This is a genomic window from Pedobacter sp. Leaf170 (assembly GCF_920984665.1).
Lineage (GTDB): Bacteria > Bacteroidota > Bacteroidia > Sphingobacteriales > Sphingobacteriaceae > Pedobacter.
Map to the genome: position 1 here is coordinate 233,596 of NZ_CAKLBP010000005.1, position 17,520 is coordinate 251,115.

Annotated in this window: 10 protein-coding genes; all 10 read left to right on the top strand. The window is 37.8% G+C overall.

What is annotated here, in order from left to right; all coding sequences use genetic code 11:
- The first annotated feature begins 226 nt into the window (after window positions 1–226).
- Complete coding sequence (locus tag LUA90_RS13660; RefSeq protein WP_231491259.1) at window positions 227–2,971, top strand: DUF5695 domain-containing protein; 2,745 nt, start codon at window positions 227–229, stop codon at window positions 2,969–2,971.
- Between the two features lie 281 nt (window positions 2,972–3,252).
- Window positions 3,253–6,270: a SusC/RagA family TonB-linked outer membrane protein gene (locus tag LUA90_RS13665; RefSeq protein WP_231491260.1), complete on the top strand. Its 3,018-nt coding sequence runs from the start codon at window positions 3,253–3,255 to the stop codon at window positions 6,268–6,270.
- 26 nt (window positions 6,271–6,296) lie between these two features.
- A complete protein-coding gene (locus LUA90_RS13670) occupies window positions 6,297–7,694 on the top strand; it encodes a SusD/RagB family nutrient-binding outer membrane lipoprotein (RefSeq protein ID WP_231491261.1) in 1,398 nt (465 codons plus the stop codon).
- A gap of 83 nt (window positions 7,695–7,777) precedes the next feature.
- Window positions 7,778–9,403 (top strand): M1 family metallopeptidase, encoded by a 1,626-nt coding sequence (locus LUA90_RS13675; protein ID WP_231465396.1) that lies wholly within the window; start codon window positions 7,778–7,780, stop codon window positions 9,401–9,403.
- 178 nt (window positions 9,404–9,581) lie between these two features.
- Window positions 9,582–10,499 carry a dihydrodipicolinate synthase family protein gene (locus LUA90_RS13680; protein WP_231465395.1) on the top strand — a complete coding sequence of 306 codons (918 nt, stop codon included), beginning with the start codon at window positions 9,582–9,584 and terminating at the stop codon, window positions 10,497–10,499.
- Window positions 10,500–10,507: 8 nt separating this feature from the next.
- On the top strand, window positions 10,508–12,085 hold the full coding sequence (locus LUA90_RS13685) for an aldehyde dehydrogenase (NADP(+)) (RefSeq protein ID WP_231491262.1): 1,578 nt from the start codon (window positions 10,508–10,510) through the stop codon (window positions 12,083–12,085).
- A 1-nt stretch (window position 12,086) separates the two neighbouring features.
- On the top strand, window positions 12,087–13,088 hold the full coding sequence (locus tag LUA90_RS13690; protein WP_231465390.1) for a 4-hydroxyproline epimerase: 1,002 nt from the start codon (window positions 12,087–12,089) through the stop codon (window positions 13,086–13,088).
- Between the two features lie 24 nt (window positions 13,089–13,112).
- Complete coding sequence (locus LUA90_RS13695) at window positions 13,113–14,357, top strand: FAD-binding oxidoreductase (RefSeq protein WP_231465388.1); 1,245 nt, start codon at window positions 13,113–13,115, stop codon at window positions 14,355–14,357.
- Window positions 14,358–14,743: 386 nt separating this feature from the next.
- Window positions 14,744–15,643: an AraC family transcriptional regulator gene (locus tag LUA90_RS13700; RefSeq protein ID WP_231465386.1), complete on the top strand. Its 900-nt coding sequence runs from the start codon at window positions 14,744–14,746 to the stop codon at window positions 15,641–15,643.
- 85 nt (window positions 15,644–15,728) lie between these two features.
- On the top strand, window positions 15,729–17,507 hold the full coding sequence (locus tag LUA90_RS13705) for a DUF885 family protein (protein ID WP_231465384.1): 1,779 nt from the start codon (window positions 15,729–15,731) through the stop codon (window positions 17,505–17,507).
- The last annotated feature ends 13 nt before the right edge of the window (window positions 17,508–17,520 follow it).

Consider the following 17,520-nt stretch of genomic DNA (forward strand, 5'->3'; position numbering starts at 1 on the left):
TTTTAAATAACTTACATCTGGCAAATGGTTTACTGATGATTTTTTAAAATGAAATAATTCAAGTTTCAGATTTAAATTTAACCGTATCCCGTAATTACCATTTTAAACTGACCATAATTAAGCAGATTATTTACTGATTTTGCCTAAATCTGCTTCTCATGTCAACCTTCGTTTATTATAATATATTTTTGGTTATATAAAATTGAATATTGGTTATCCAAAAATAATGATGAATATACATACCGGTGTGCCAAAGGCATATTTACTTACCTTTTTAATAATCGTATCAGTTTTTGCTTCCATGGCGCAATCTCCGTGGGTTAATCTTTCAAAAAAACCATCAACATTAAATTTATCTGATGGTTTTGTAGAATTTGATGCTGGCGCCTTTAATTTAAGATTGGTAAAATCATCACAAACTGTTGCCGGCTTAAAGCCAAAAAATGTAAAAGATTTCGATTTTGTTCCAAGTGATAGTTTAAAAGTTAGAAGTTCTGATGGCCTTTACCATTTGGGCGATATCAATTTAAGAATTCGCAATGTTGGTACTGAATCGTGGAAAAGCTATAGTACAGCAACCAGGCGAATGCCTGTTAATGCCATTGCGGTTAAAGGAAAGGTTTTAGCTGCCGCAGATTTATCATCAACGCTGCCCTCAGATATTCCTTTACAGATTATCCGCTCTTGGGAAATGGTTAACGGGAAACTTTCGCTAAAGTTTACGCTAAAAAATAAAACCAATACCAATATCGAAATTGGAGCATTGGGTATTCCGATGATTTTTGATAACATTTTAGAAGGAAGAACATTAGAACAAACGCATGCTAAAAATGTATTTTACGATCCATACATTGGTAACGATGCCGGCTATTTGCAGGTAACCCGATTAAGCGGTCAAGCACCATCGTTAATTGTTGCGCCATTGGGCAAAGCTCCTTTCGAGGCTTACAACCCTTTAAATGATGATAAAACACCAAGAGGAATTGCTTTTGAAGGATTTTACGAGTGGATGATACACAGCAAAGCTTATGCAGAAAACGAATGGAAAACAGCTGAACCATGGAACAACCCTACTTCAATAATCATTAAGCCGGGCGAAGTTAAAACTTACGCCTTACAGTTTATTTTATCCGGCAAAGCCGAAGAAACAGAAAACACCTTAATTGAAAATAAAAAACCTGTAGCGATATCGGTTCCGGGTTATGTGCTAGCCCAAAATGTTGATTCAAAATTATTCATCAATTACCCTAAAAAAATTAAATCAATTAATTGTTACCCCGAAGGCGCTTTAACTTTTAATGCCTTGCCATTAACAAAGGGTGGTTGGAAAAATTATGAAGTAAAAGGTAAAATTTGGGGTAGGGCAAAATTGACTGTAACCTATGATGATGGTTTGGAACAAACGATTAATTATAAAATTATTGCACCAGAAAGTGAAGTTATTGCCAGTTATGGGAATTTCCTGACCACAAAACAGTGGTTTAATCAGCCTGATAATATTTTTCATCGTTCTCCATCGGTTATAACTTATGATTACGAAAAGCAGCAACAAGTGGCGCAAGATAACCGGGCCTGGATTGCAGGCTTAAGTGATGAAGGTGGGGCAGGTTCATGGCTTGGCGCCATTATGAAGCAATTGGTGCAGCCGGAGAAGACGGAGATAGACAAGCTTCAAAAATTTGTAGATACGGTAATGTTTGGCAGAATACAAATAAAGGACGGACCAAATAAGTATGGTGTTAGAAAGAGTCTTTTTTACTATGCGCCAGATTCATTGCCAAAAAATACTTATGCTAAGGATATTAATTTTAAAACCTGGTCGGCTTGGCCTAAAAAAGAAGCAGATAACCTGGGTAGATCATACAACTACCCACATGTTGCTGCGGCACACTGGATGTTGTATCGCCTGGCTAGAAATTATAAAGGTTTGGTAGCACAATCTACCTGGAAACAACACTTAATTGATGCGGCACAAACGGGTATGGCGATGGTAACTATTGCGCCTTATTATGCGCAGTTTGGGCAAATGGAAGGAACCGTTTTTTATCTGATTTTGAGAGATTTAAAAAATGAAGGTCTGTCGCAACAGGCAACCGAACTTGAAACCGCAATGCGAAACCGTGCTAACCATTGGCGTACTTTACAATATCCTTTTGGTAGCGAAATGCCTTGGGATTCTACCGGGCAGGAAGAAGTTTATGTGTGGTCTAATTATTTTGGTTATGATGATAAAGCAAAAGTTACACTAGATGCGATTTTGGCTTATATGCCTGTTTTACCTCATTGGGCTTACAATGGAAATGCCCGCCGCTATTGGGATTTCCTCTATGGCGGGAAATTACAACGTGTAGAACGTATGATTCATCATTACGGATCGGCATTGAATGCGATTCCGGTGTTGATGGATTACAGAAAAACCCCCGATAATTTCTACTTACTTCGCACCGGTTACGGTGGTTTGATGGGTTCCATTTCTAACATTACCAAAGATGGATTTGCACCTGCAGCTTTTCATGCTTATCCTTCTACATTAAAAAATGATGGTATTACAGGCGATTATGGGTCAGGATTTTTTGGGTACGCAGTTAATACTTCATCTTATATATTAAAACACAAAGAATTTGGCTGGCTGGCTTTCGGCGGTAATTTACAAACCAAAGGTGATGTGGTAAACGTAACATTAACTACTGCCGCAAAATCTGCAGTCTACCTTGCACCAATAGGCTTGTGGGTAACTTTAGATGCTGGTAAAATAGAATCGGTAACGTTCAATATTTCCAATGGTGATGTTTTGTTAAAACTGCAAAAAGCAGATGATTTTACGCCCGAGGCTGTACTCAGAATTGATCAACCAGCCAAACCAACAGGAACTGGCGTTTACCAAATAAAAACATCGGGTAAACCAGATCGTGGCGCTTTGGTAATTCAGCTTTCGCCAAATGGTACTACAGATGTGATAATTAAGAAATAGGATAGTATAAACTTTTTAGAAGCCTCGCACACTAAAATGCCCCCAACAAGTTAAACACTTATTTGGGGGCATTTTTGTGAATGGAGAAACCAAGTTTAGTGTAAGTTATGCAAAAAATAATCAGCTGCTAAATCCTTATTTTATAAGTAGTTAACTTAAAAACGAATGGTGTTAGCTAATTGTAAATATTCTGTTAATATTCGGTTACAAGTAGCTAAGATCATCTTAAGGCATTCATTTAATGGAAGTTAAATTTGAATTGAACAAACAAACTAATTAAGATGATTACTAAATTAAAATCTGCTTTAACCGTTATTGTTGTTTTTTGTTTGATGTTGGCTTCGGCCTCTGCACAAACAGAAATGTTAAACGGTAAAGTAAATGATCAATCGGGTATGGCTATACCTGGTATTTCGGTTAAAATTAAAGGTAGCAACAGCGGAACTTCCACCAATAGCGAAGGAAGGTTTACGCTGAAAACATCGAATCCGGCCACCTTTATTTTTAGTGGTATTGGCTATCAAACTAAAGAGGTAGCCTACACAGGTCAAAATAATATTACTGTTGTTTTGATGGATGACCAAAAAGACCTGAACGAGATTGTGGTTACGGCCTTAGGCGTAAAACGTGAAAAACGAAATTTAACTTATAGTTCTCAGGAAGTTAAAGGCGACCAGCTTACGCAAACCAAAGAACCCAATTTGGTAAATGCTTTAGCAGGTAAAGTTTCGGGGGTGCAAATTACCAGTTCATCTGGTACACCTGGTAGCTCATCAAGAATTGTGATTCGGGGTGCCAATTCGCTTTATGGAAATAATGAAGCTTTAATGGTTGTTGATGGTATTCCGGTAAATAATGATGAAACCGGTAACTTAAATTCTGGGCCTGGTACCAATCGTATTGCCGATTTAGATCCGAATATTATTGAAAGCATTAACGTTTTAAAAGGTGGTGCAGCAACCGCATTATATGGTTCTGATGGTGCAAAAGGTGTAATTATCATCACCACAAAAGCCGGCGCATTAAATAAAAAACCAAGCATAAATTTAACCTCTTCCTTTTCTTTTGAAAATCCGCTGATTCCTGAAATTCAAAATAAATATTCTTTGGGCTCTAACGGGGTATATTTTGATGGTGAAACCAGAAAAACAAGTACTTCGTGGGGCGCCAGAATGGATACCTTAAAAATTAACGGACAGCCTGCACAAGTTTATGATCAATCTGATTTGTTCTTTAAAACAGGTAAAACCTACACCAACTCGATTGCTTTAAACGGCGGCGGAACGTATAGTTCTTATTATTTATCGTACACAAACCTTACACAAGAGGGAACAGTTCCATCAACTTCATTTGATAGAAATACCGTTTTTGGAAAATTTTCTACACAGGTTGTAAAAGATTTAAATATTACTTTCTCTTTAAATTATGCCAACACTAAAAATAACAGGCAACCAGAAGGTTATGCTTTAGAGAGCCCGGTATGGACTATCTTTTCTGCACCGGTGTCTTATGATTTGCGTCCATCTACCAACCCTGATGGCACTCAGCGCCTTTATCGTTTCTCGAGAAATAATCCATATTGGGTTTTGGATAACATCAAAAACACTTCGATTGTGAACCGATTTTTACCAACTTTTAATGCGGAATACAAGGTATTGCCTTGGCTAACAGTTATAGAGCGTTTTGGTGCTGATGTTTATGTAGAACAAGGTAAGTATATAGAATCTTTAGGTTCTGTTTCTAACCCAAACGGTAGAATTGTTAATAATAATACCAACTTCAGACAGTACAATAATGATTTAATTGTGAGTGCCTCTAAAACAGTTGGCGATTTTAATTTAGATGCTATTTTAGGAAATAACCTTATCTCTACCTACAGTCAAAATTCTTATGCAAATGGTTTGGGGATTACCGTTCCCGATTTCAATAATATCAGTAGTGCTTCTACAGTTAAATTTAGCGAAAATAGCTACCTCACCAGAAAGATAGGCTTCTACCTTCAATCTAATATCGATTATAAAAGGTTTATTATTTTATCCTTAACAGGAAGATACGATGGTACTTCGGTATTAGCCAAAGGGAATAGTTTTTATCCTTATGGTTCGGCTGCTACAAGTTTCATCTTTTCTAATTTCTTTTCTAAAGGATTATCTGATGTAATGAATTTCGGTAAATTAAGATTATCGTACAGTACAGTTGGAAATGCTAGTATTGGTCCATACAGTTTACTTACACCTTACGAATCGCAAACCATCAGAAATATTGCTTTTCCTTTTCAAGGGCAATCTGGTTTCTTAATTAGCGGTACATTAAGCGACCCAACTTTGAAAAATGAAAGAATTAATGAGTTTGAGGTAGGTTTAGAAACAGGTTTTTTCAAAAATCGTTTAAGCCTTGAAGTAACTTATTTCGATAAGAAAACTACAAGCGGCATTATTCCATTTGTTGCGCTGGCACCATCTACGGGTTATAACTCTACCAGCGTTAACTCTGCATCTATGCGCAATAGGGGTATAGAAGTATTATTAAATGCTAACCCGGTTAAAACAGAAAATTTTAACTGGGATTTAACATTCAACTTTAGCAGAATCAGAAACAAAGTATTATCCATTTACAAAGATTTAAATCAGGTAGGCAACGGTTTCACCTTTATCTTTTTAAATCAGCCGTATGGCGTTATTTATGGAACAAAATATGCCCGAAATGCTGAAGGAAAATTATTAATTGGTGATGATGGTTTGCCATTTCAGGCAGATGAGCAAGGGATTATTGGTAATATCAATCCAGATTTTATGGCTGGAATTGTCAATAATTTTAAGTACAAACAGTTTAGCTTCAGCTTTGCTTTTGATATGAAGAAAGGCGGCGACATTCAAAACAACGTAGATGGATATGGCTATTTTTACGGAACGCCAAAAGTTACTGAAGACCGCGATCCAAGAGTTGTAGAAGGGGTAAATGTAAATACAGGACAGCCGAATAACGTATCAGTTACCGGCCAGGCTTACTATCAGCGTGCCAATAGTGTTTTAGAATCTGTTATCCAGGATGGTACTTATGTAAAATTACGTAATGCAAGTATTGGTTATAGTTTTAAGCCAGATTGGATTAAAAAAACTGGTTTTAAAAACATATCACTAAATGTTACGGGTAGAAATTTATGGATCTATGCTCCACATTTTACCGGAGGCGACCCAGAGGTAAGTTCATTTGGTTCTTCAAATGGTTCACAGGGAATTTATTCTTTCTCTACACCAACTTCCAGATCCATCGATTTTACATTGAAGTTAACATTATAATCAATTATCAATTAGAAAGAAAAATTATGAAAAAGATATATTTTGTTATCGCAGTTTTATACATGGTATCACTTACCTCGTGTAAAAAATATATTGATGTAAATACAGATCCAAACAGGCCGATAGATGTAAAGGAATCTTTGATTTTGCCACCTGTTCAAATGCTGATATCTCAGAATATCAATGCTTCAGGAGACGCCAGCCTTAGTATTATTCTGCAACAATACCTTCAGGTTATTGCCTTAAATCAGGTTGCACCAAATCAGGGTACATACCTCATGTACAATGTAGATATGGATGGCGACTGGAACAATGTTTACGTTAGAACTTTAAATAATCTAATCTTATTAAACAAAAAAGCATCGGCAAATGGCAACACTAAATATGGCGCTATTGCTAAAATACTTACCGCTTATTGTTTGGGTTATGCTACAGATGCATGGGGCGATATTCCTTACAGCCAGGCTTTCAAAGGCACAGAAAATACTACGCCGGTTTATGATACACAACAGCAAATTTATGCTCAAATACAGCAGTTATTGGATCAGGGTATTGAAGATGCCAATAAAAACGCTGGTTTAAGCCCTGGTGCTGATGATTTTATGTATGCTGGTGATATGGCTAAATGGAAAAAGCTGGCTTATACGCTAAAAGCGAGATATTACATGCATTTAAGCAAAGCGCCTGGTTCAACAGCTGCTGCGCAAGCTCAATTGGTGTTAACGGCATTAAATAATGGTATGCAAAGTAATGCAGATGATTGTAAAGTTGCTTTTAGTGGTGCTGCTGGTGCAGAAAACCCTTGGCAACAGAACTTTTTACCGGCCAGTACATTGGTGCTTGCCAATACATTTGTAGAAGGATTTAAAACGAGAAACGATCCACGTTTGAGCAAAATGATTGCTCCAGCTGTTCAAACCGGCTTATATACCGGACGCGAAATTGGTTTAGATGAAATTGGAAGTCTGCAATCTTACTCCATTCCTGCTTCTTTTTATGCCGGCGCAAATGCAAATAATTATTTGGTAAATTATACAGAAGCATTATTTTTAAAAGCAGAAGCTACAAATATTATTTCTGGAGCTGCAGCAGCACAACCCATTTATCAAGATGCTGTTAGAAAACACATGGAAAAACTTGGGGTAGCAACTGCAGAAGTTAATACCTATTTGACGGCTAGAGGAACTTTGAGTAGCTCTAATGCATTAAGATTAATTATGGAAGAGAAAGCAATTTCAAACTTTTTAAATGCAGAAAATTTTACCGATTGGCGTCGTACAGGCTTTCCGGTGATTACAAAAGTTAAAAATGCAATAAGTGAAATCCCGAGAAGGGTTTTGTATCCTAACTCTGAGATTACGGCTAACCCGCAACCTCAGCAGAGAGCCAAAACTACCGACCGCTTATGGTGGGATGCTAATTAATTTTAAAAATTAAATGTAAAAGCTTTTATATAATCCTTCAGAGTATTATGATTCGTTTAATCCTTTTTTCCTGTCTTGCCCTTTTGAATATCAGTTTATATGCTCAAGAAACGAATAAATATACATTGGCAGATACATTAAGAGGCAGTTTAGCGCCTGAACGTACCTGGTGGGATGTTCAGCGCTATGAACTGGCTTTTACACCCGATTTTAATGGTAAAAGCATAGCTGGTAATAACGAAATTGTTTATAAAGTTGTAAAAGAAAATGATGGTAAACTGCGTATGCAGATTGATTTGCAGGAACCGCTTTTAATCGACAGTATTTTATACAATAACAAAGTTAAGCTTCAATTTGAACATTCAGGCTCCGTGTGGTATGCAAGAGTTCCTGCACAAAAAACAGCAGCAATAAACCGGGTAAAAATTTATTACCACGGCTTGGTACATCAGGCTAAACGGGCGCCATGGGATGGTGGCTTTATTTTTACAACCGATTCGCTTTCCAGGCCTTGGATGACGGTTGCTTGCCAGGGATTGGGTGCTTCAGTTTGGTATCCCAATAAAGATCATCAAAGTGATGAACCGGATTTAGGCGCATCTTTAACAATGACCATACCCGATACACTTGTTGGTATTGGTAATGGAAGATTGGTTTTTAAAAAGGACAACAACAACGGTACGGTAACCTACAAGTATAATGTGGTTAATCCGATTAGTAATTACTGCCTTATTCCTTACATTGGTAAATATGTCAACTTTAAAGAAACTTATTCGGGCGAAAAAGGCAAGCTTGATTTGAATTATTGGGTGCTGGATTATAACCTTAAGAAAGCAAAAACCTATATGCCAGATCAGGTACACAAAATGTTAAAAAGCTTTGAGTATTGGTTTGGGCCTTATCCATTTTACGAAGATGGATACCAGTTAATCGACGCATCGCATACCGGTATGGAACATCAATCAGCGGTATCTTACGGAAATAAATACAAATTTGGCTATTTAGGGCGAGATGTTTCTGGCAACGGTTGGGGACTAAAATATGATTTTATCATTATACATGAGAGTGGGCACGAATGGTTTGGAAATAATATTACAACCAAAGATTTGGCCGACATGTGGGTACACGAAGGCTTTACCAATTACAGCGAAACCTTATTTATTGATTATAATTTTGGTATCCAGGCTGGGAATGAGTACAACTACGGAATAAGAAAAGGGATTAGAAATGATAAACCGATTATTCCAGTTTATGGCGTAAATGCCCAAGGCAGTGGAGATATGTATCCAAAAGGTGGAAATATGCTGCATGCCATCAGGCATAGCCTTAATAACGATGATTTGTTCAGGTCTATCCTGCGGGGATTAAATAAAAATTTTTATCATAAAACTGTTACCAGCGCACAGGTAGAGTTATACATTTCCAAGCTTGCAGGCTATTCTTATGCTAAAGTTTTTGACCAGTATTTAAGAACCACTCAAATTCCTGTTTTTGAGTATTCTATTAAAAATGGTGTGGTTAAATATCGTTACACCAACTGTGTAGAAGGGTTTAATTTACCTCTGGTACTTAAAAAAGATGGCGTTCAACCCTTAAAAATTATACCGGGCAAAAATTGGAAACAAACTAAACTTGGTTTAAAGCAATCGGCTTTATTTGAAAAATCAGCAATCGAATTTATGTATTATCTGCAGGCAAAAGCACAATAAAAACCTACAAACTTAAAAAGGTATATTTACAGTTGGTATCGGTTAAAATAAAATAATTGTGCGCTGTGCCTATAGCATAACTTTGAAACAATCTTGAGATAGATGAGAAACATCTTTAACAAATCGGGATCAAAAAATCAATCAAAAAGAAAATTATTATTAATAAAAGAATTAAAAAATGGCAATAAATTGGACAGGGGTTTTTCCGGCGGTAACAACCAAATTTACAGCAAACGATGAATTAGATTTTGCAGCATTTGATTTAAATATCGAAGCGCAACTGGAAGCAGGTGCTAAGGGGATTATCCTGGGTGGTTCTCTTGGAGAGGCTAGCGTATTAACGGATGAGGAGAAATTTGGCCTGCTATCACATACTTTAGAAGTTGTAAATGGTCGCGTGCCGGTGTTATTAAACATTGCAGAGTCAACTACTAAAAAAGCAATCGAGGCTGCTAAAAAGGCAGAATCTCTTGGGGCGCAAGGTTTAATGTTATTGCCGCCAATGCGCTATTATGCATCGGCAGATGAAACTTTAGCTTTCTTTGGTGCCATTGCAGAATCAACAGATTTACCAATTATGATTTACAATAATCCGGTAGATTACAAAATTGAGGTTACTTTAGATATGTTTGAAGCATTAGCGAAATATCCAAACGTTCAGGCGATAAAAGAATCTACCAGAGATGTTTCAAACGTAACACGATTGATAAACAGATTTGGTGATCGATTTAAGATATTTACAGGCGTAGATCCGCTTGCAATGGAAAGTATTGTAATGGGTGCACATGGATGGGTTGCAGGTTTGGTAGATGCTTTTCCAAGAGAAACGGTAGCTATTTTCAATCTGATAAAAGAAAACCGAATCAGCGAAGCGTTAACAATTTATCGTTGGTTTTTACCTGTATTAGAGTTAGATATTCACCCAAAATTAGTTCAGTACATTAAATTAGCCGAGGTTGCAACAGGTTTAGGCACCGAAGCGGTAAGAGCACCCCGCTTAGCACTTGTAGGCGAAGAAAGAACTAAAGTATTGAAAATTATCAATGATGCCTTAGCTGTTCGTCCGGAACTTCCTGCTGGCAGCTGGGGTAAATAAAACTAAATATGATTGGAAAAAATATTGTTGCGAGCGCATACAAAGATAGTCACGAAACTCCGCTCCAAGCGATAAATCCTGCAACAGGCTTATCGCTTGAGGGCGATTTTTTTAAGGCAAACCAAACAGATGTTGAAGATGCTTTAGTAGCCGCTACAGCCGCATTTGAAACTTTTAGAAACATCCATAAGGATAAAAAGGCAGCTTTTTTAAATGCTATTGCTGATGAAATTTCTGCTATTGCTGAGGTTTTAGTGCCTCGTGCATCTGCAGAAAGTGGTTTGCCAATTGCCAGATTGCAAGGCGAACTGGGCAGAACAACCGGTCAGTTAAAACTTTTTGCCAACTTAGTTGCAGAAGGTTCCTGGGTTGATGCGGTGATTGATACCGCCATGCCCGAAAGGCAACCTTTGCCTCGCCCGGATATTCGTAAAATGCTTGTGCCTATTGGTCCGGTTGTTGTTTTTGGCGCCAGTAATTTTCCATTAGCGTTTTCTGTAGCTGGTGGCGATACGGCTTCAGCCTTAGCGTCTGGTTGCCCTGTAATTGTAAAAGCTCATCCTGCTCATTACGGCACTAGCGCACTTGTTGGTGCAGCCATTATTAAAGCCATAGAGAAAACAGGCATGCCAAAAGGATTATTCTCACTGCTTTTTGATGATGGTTATGCTATTGGTTCTGCGCTTGTATTGCATCCTTTAACTAAGGCCGTAACTTTTACTGGCTCTTACAATGGAGGCATGGCATTGGTTAAATTGGCTCAGGAACGTAAAGAACCTATCCCGCTCTTCGCTGAAATGGGTAGTATAAATCCAATTGTTTTATTACCGGAGGCGATAAATACACAAGCTGAAGAATTGGCGAAGAAATATGCTGCATCTATTACTTTAGGTGCTGGTCAGTTTTGTACTAATCCAGGTTTAATGCTGGCCATATCATCGCCAGAATTAGAAAATTTTAAGCAGGTATTGGCTGCAGAAATATCTAAAGTTCCTTCTGCTACCATGTTAACTCCTGGTATTGCTAACAATTACATTAAACTTTCAACAGCAGTGCATGCAGAAGATGGCGTCGAACTTCTTTCTGCATCAACGGTAAAAAATGCAGAATTGCAAAACCAGTCTGAAGCGAAAGTAGCACAAGTATCTGCCGCGAAGTTTATCGAAAATCCAAAGCTCCACGAAGAAATTTTTGGCCCTTACTCGCTTTTGGTTGTAGCAAATAATGTTGCAGAGCTAGAACAGGTTATTGCGGTATTAAATGGACAATTAACAGTTACCATCATGGCGGCGGCTGATGAAATTCGCCAATACCAATCACTTATTCATCTGTTAACAAATAAAACCGGGCGTATTATTTTAAACGGTGTGCCAACAGGTGTAGAGGTTTGTGCTGCTATGCAACACGGTGGGCCATTTCCTGCCACCAACGACAGTAGGTTTACTTCGGTAGGTTCATCCGCAATTCATCGTTTTGTGCGGCCGCTTGCTTATCAGGATTGGCAACAGGAATTTCTGCCAGAAGAATTGAAAGACAGTAATCCCCTTGAGATATTTAGAATGGTAAACCAGCAATTAACAAAGTAATATGAATAAAACCTTCTTTTGTGTAGATGCGCATACATGCGGTAACCCGGTAAGATTAGTGGCCGGCGGTGGGCCACAATTATTAGGGGCTAATATGAGTGAAAAGCGTCAGCACTTTTTAAAGGAATATGATTGGATTAGAACTGGTTTAATGTTCGAGCCGCGTGGTCACGATATGATGTCAGGAAGTATTTTGTATCCACCACACGATCCGGCAAATGATGTTGCTGTTCTGTTTATCGAAACCAGCGGTTGTTTGCCCATGTGTGGTCATGGCACCATTGGTACCATCACTATTGCCGTAGAAGAAGGCTTAATTCAACCAAAGGTTCCGGGTGTAATTCGTATGGAAGCGCCTGCAGGACTTGTAGAAATTTCTTACAAGCAGGAAGGAAAAAAAGTAAAATCTGTAAAGCTAAAAAATGTGGCTTCTTATCTTGCTGCTGAGGGATTGGAAATTGACTGCCCTGATTTAGGAACATTAACTTTTGATGTAGCTTATGGTGGAAATTTCTATGCGATTATTGATCCGCAAAGCAATTTCCCCGGTTTGGAAAATTATACTGCATCTCAATTAATAACCTGGAGCCAAACCATACGTAAGCGTATCAATGAGCAATATACTTTTGTTCACCCGCAAGACGAAACGATTAATGGCTGTAGCCATGTTTTATGGACTGGTAAAACTTTAGACCCGAACTCTACCGCTAGAAATGCAGTTTTTTATGGTGATAAAGCCATTGACAGGTCGCCTTGTGGTACCGGAACATCTGCCCGTATGGCACAATGGTATGCAAAAGGTAAGCTTAAAGTTGGTGAAGATTTTATACATGAAAGTTTTATCGGGAGCAAATTTACGGGTAAAGTAGAAGCTGAAGTTGAATTAAATGGTTTTAAGGCTATTATTCCAAGTGTAGAGGGATGGGCAAAGGTTTATGGATATAACACGATTAAAATAGATACGGAAGATGATCCTTATGCTTATGGATTTCAGGTCATCTAATCAGATCTTAAAATAAAGAAATAAATGTCGAAAGTAGTGATAATAGGAGGAGGAATTGTTGGACTAAGTTCGGCATACTATCTCCAGAAGAAAGGATTTAAGGTTACAGTTTTAGATAAGGGAGATATTACTGATAATTGCTCATTTGGAAATGCCGGAATGATTGTACCCAGTCACTTTATTCCTTTGGCGGCTCCCGGTATGATCAGTCAGGGTATCCGCTGGATGTTCAATAGTAAAAGTCCGTTTTATGTACGTCCATCGCTAAACCCAAATCTTATCGGCTGGGGATTAAAGTTTATGAAACATGCCAATGAAAAGCATTTGGCTTATTCGGCAGAACCTTTGAGAGATTTATCACTATTGAGCAAGAAACTATATGAGGATTTATCAAATGAGCCCGGTTTTGATTTCGAATTAAAAAATAACGGAATTTTAGCTTTCTATAAAACTGAAAAAGCAGCAGAAGAGGAGGCGCATTTAGCTGATAAGGCAAAAACACTTGGTTTGGATATGGCTATTCTATCTGCAGCAGAATGTAAAGCATTACAACCAGATTTAAACTTGGATGTGTTAGGTGCGGTGCATTATCGCTGCGATGCACATCTTTATCCCGGAAAGTTAATGAATGGGTTGTTGCAATACCTTAAAGCTAATGGTGTAGATATTGTATACGGAAAAGAAGTTGATAAGATTGAAACCGAAGGCGATAAAATTACAAAGGTTTTTGCAGGCAATAACGAATGGGCTGCTGATCAGTTTGTGTTAGCAACAGGCTCTTGGTCGCCGGCTGTGGCTAAAATGGCCGACTTAAAAATTTCGCTTATGCCCGGCAAAGGTTATTCTTTTATGGAAAATGAGCCGCTAAACCGGATGACTATTCCAGCTTTACTGTGTGAGGCAAGAGTGGCTATTACCCCAATGAATGGAAAGATTCGTTATGGGGGTACAATGGAATTGGATAAGATTAACGAAAGGATAAATATGCAGCGTGTTAAGGGAATTGTAGAATCTATACCCAAATATTTTCCTGATTTAAAACCTGCTATCCCCGAAGCGAAAAATATTTGGTATGGTTTCAGGCCATCTTCTCCTGATGGTTTACCTTACATTGGTCGCAGTGAAAAAAGAAAGAATTTGATAATCGCTACCGGACATGGTATGATGGGCTTAAGCTTGGGTCCGGCAACCGGTTTATTGGTTAGTCAAATTGCTGCGGAGGAAAAAACTGAGATGAATACGCTCGCTTTCCAGGCAGAGCGGAATTAAATGCCGCGAAAACTATTAGTGTAGTAAATATTTCTTAAATAATATTCCTGTCTCTATTATATAAACCCGTAATCTTAATTGATTTGCGGGTTTTTTTGCTATTTAAATTGTTTTGGACATTTTTTTTAATTGTTTTGAGAGTTTTTTTTGTCGCAAGTTTCTGTAAATAACTTATTTTTCTGTCATTTAGCTCCATCAAGGTTATATCCACGGTGCATCAAAGCAAAAAGCCGCATTTTTCTTTAAAGAATTACCCTTGTTTAATGGGCAGCTAAAACTGAATATTGTCGAATACCAGCAGGATTTTAACCGTATTTGTGTTTTATTGTGTTTTTTGAGTTAATATCCTTATTTTCAGTCTGTGGATCAACTAACCACCAAACAAGATGAAAGTATTACCATTTACAATGCTTGTCCCAGATGACAAGAGTGTGATTTCGGAGCATATTCAGCTCCCGCATTTTTATCAATACCTTCACAGGCATGATGAATGGCAGATTACCTACATCGAAAAAGGTGAGGGAACGCTTATTGCAGGTAATGATATGCACAGTTTCAGAGCGGGAGATGTATTTGTAATTGGTGCTAAATTGCCTCATTTGTTTAAAAGCAATCCTGAATATTTTGCCGGTCAGGAAAAGTCTGTTTCAGCATGCTCTATTTATTTTAATCCTTCCGGAATTCTGGCTTGCTTATTTGCACTGCCAGAAATGAAATTAGCCAGCACTTATCTATCAAAAAATAAACACGGATTTAAAATTGCAGCCGGCTATACTCGTCAAATTTCAGCGAAGATGTTTGATGTTCACGAATCTTCAGGTCAGGATACACTTTTTGCATTCTTAAGTTTACTTACCGGTTTACAACAGCTGGGTGATAATATAGAGCCACTTTGCTCGGATTTATATTCTTCTAATTTTTCTGAGAATGAAGGTATGCGCTTAAGTAAAATCATCAGTTTCATTACCGAAAATTACAATAATCACATTACACTTGAGGATGTTGCAAATGCAGCATTTATGACACCTCAGGCATTTTGCAGATACTTTAAAAAGCATACAGGGCATACCTTCGTAACTTTTTTAAACGAAGTAAGAATTAACGATGCTTGCAAAAGTCTTCTTTCCGGTGATAAGGCCGATTGTATATCAGGCGTAGCCTATAAAGTAGGGTTTAACAGTATTACTAATTTCAATCGTGTTTTTAAAAGCATTATTGGCCAATCACCAAGAGCATATATTGATACCTACAATAGTGTAAGCAGGGTAACTTATGTAAGTGCATAGAATTTAAATAACAATAAATTTCACCTTAAAATGCCGAAGCTATCTTATTGATGGAGGCATTTGCTATTCCTTTTTTTTCACAATCATGTTAAAAAAAAATATAAAAAATACCCTGTTTGCATGCTGCATTTTGCTTGTTTCGGTTCAGGTAAAAGCCCAAACATCTAACTCAGAACTTTTTGAGCAAACCAGTGAAATGGGCACTATGATTCGGGGATATCAAAGCGATATTGATGCATTAAATGATTATTATAATCCATATTCGCAGGGTGGCTACTATAATTGGCCAATCCGTTCTTTTAACAGTCCCGATCAACGCAAACGCCTTACCGAGATTAATAACGACTACCTGAAAAAACTCAGTGCAGCAAAATTTGAATCATTTAGTATTCATGGAAAAGTTGATTACGTTTTGCTAAAGCGTGAAATTGAAAGTGCGCTTTTTAAACTTAATGCAGAGCAAAAAGATTATAAATCCGTAATAAAATATTTCCCTTTTGCCGATACGATTTATGGGCTTGAAAAGCTGAGAAAACGTGGCGTTTATCTGGAAGGCTCGGTTTTGGCTGCTCAGATTAATATACTTGCCAAGCAAATTGATACAGCTTGCATCTCTATAAAAAAAGCGAGCTTAAACTCAAGCGATTTAAAAACCGCAGCTGATGTTGCTACTGGTTTGAAATCACGGCTAACAAGTTTTTATCAGTTTTATAATAATTACGAGCCGGGTTTTAGCTGGTGGGTGCCTAAACCTTATCACGAGGCTGATTCTGCTTTAACGAAATATGCGGCGGTATTTACAAATAGCCTGGATTCGATTGCCAATTTAAAGGTTGATAAATTAAATATTAAAGGCACGCCAATTGGCCGGGCAGAATTAATCAGGCAGTTAAAGGAAGAATTTATTCCATACACACCAGAACAACTTATAGAGCTTGCCGAGAAAGAATTTGCCTACTGCGATGAAGAACTTTTAAAAGCTTCTGCAGCAATGGGTTTTGGTAAAAACTGGAAAGCTGCACAAGAGAAAATCAAAAATAGCTATGTGCCCTTAGGCAGGCAGGCAGAATTGATTGTGAAGTTGCAGGATGATGCCCTGCGCTTTATTAAGGCTAATGATTTAATCGATATTCCGCCACTTGCCGAAGAGACCTGGGGAATGGTTATGATGTCGGAAGAAAGGCAATTGGTTAATCCATTTTTTACAGGCGGCAGAGAAATTAGTATCAGTTATCCAACGGCTAGTATGCAAGAGGATGATAAACTAATGAGTATGCGAGGCAATAATCCTTATTTCTCCCGCGGAACCGTTCAGCATGAACTATTGCCTGGTCATCATTACCAATATTACATGAATAGCCGTTATAAAGGTTATCGCGATATGTTTAAAACGCCTTTTAGTGTAGAAGGCTGGCCACTGTATTGGGAGCTTTTGCTGTACGAAAAAGGCTTTGCCAAAACACCTGAAGAAAAAATGGGCATGCTTTTTTGGAGAATGCATCGTTGTGCCCGCATTTTATTTTCACTCAACTTCCACCTCGGGAAATGGAATCCGAAGCAATGTGTAGATTTTTTGGTAGATAGAGTTGGCCATGAAAAGGCAAATGCAGAAGGCGAAGTTAGGCGTTCTTTTAAAGGAGATTACAGTCCATTATACCAAGTGGCCTATCTTACAGGCGGTTTGCAACTATATGCTTTAAAAAAGGAGTTGGTAGATGGTAGAAAAATGTCTTTCAAAGAATTTCATGATAAAATTATTAAGCAAAACCTCATCCCGATCGAACTAATTAGAGCAACGCTGATTAATCAACCCATAACCAGAGATTTTACAACCAGCTGGAAATTTTACCAGCCTGCCCGCTAATTATTTTATTCTT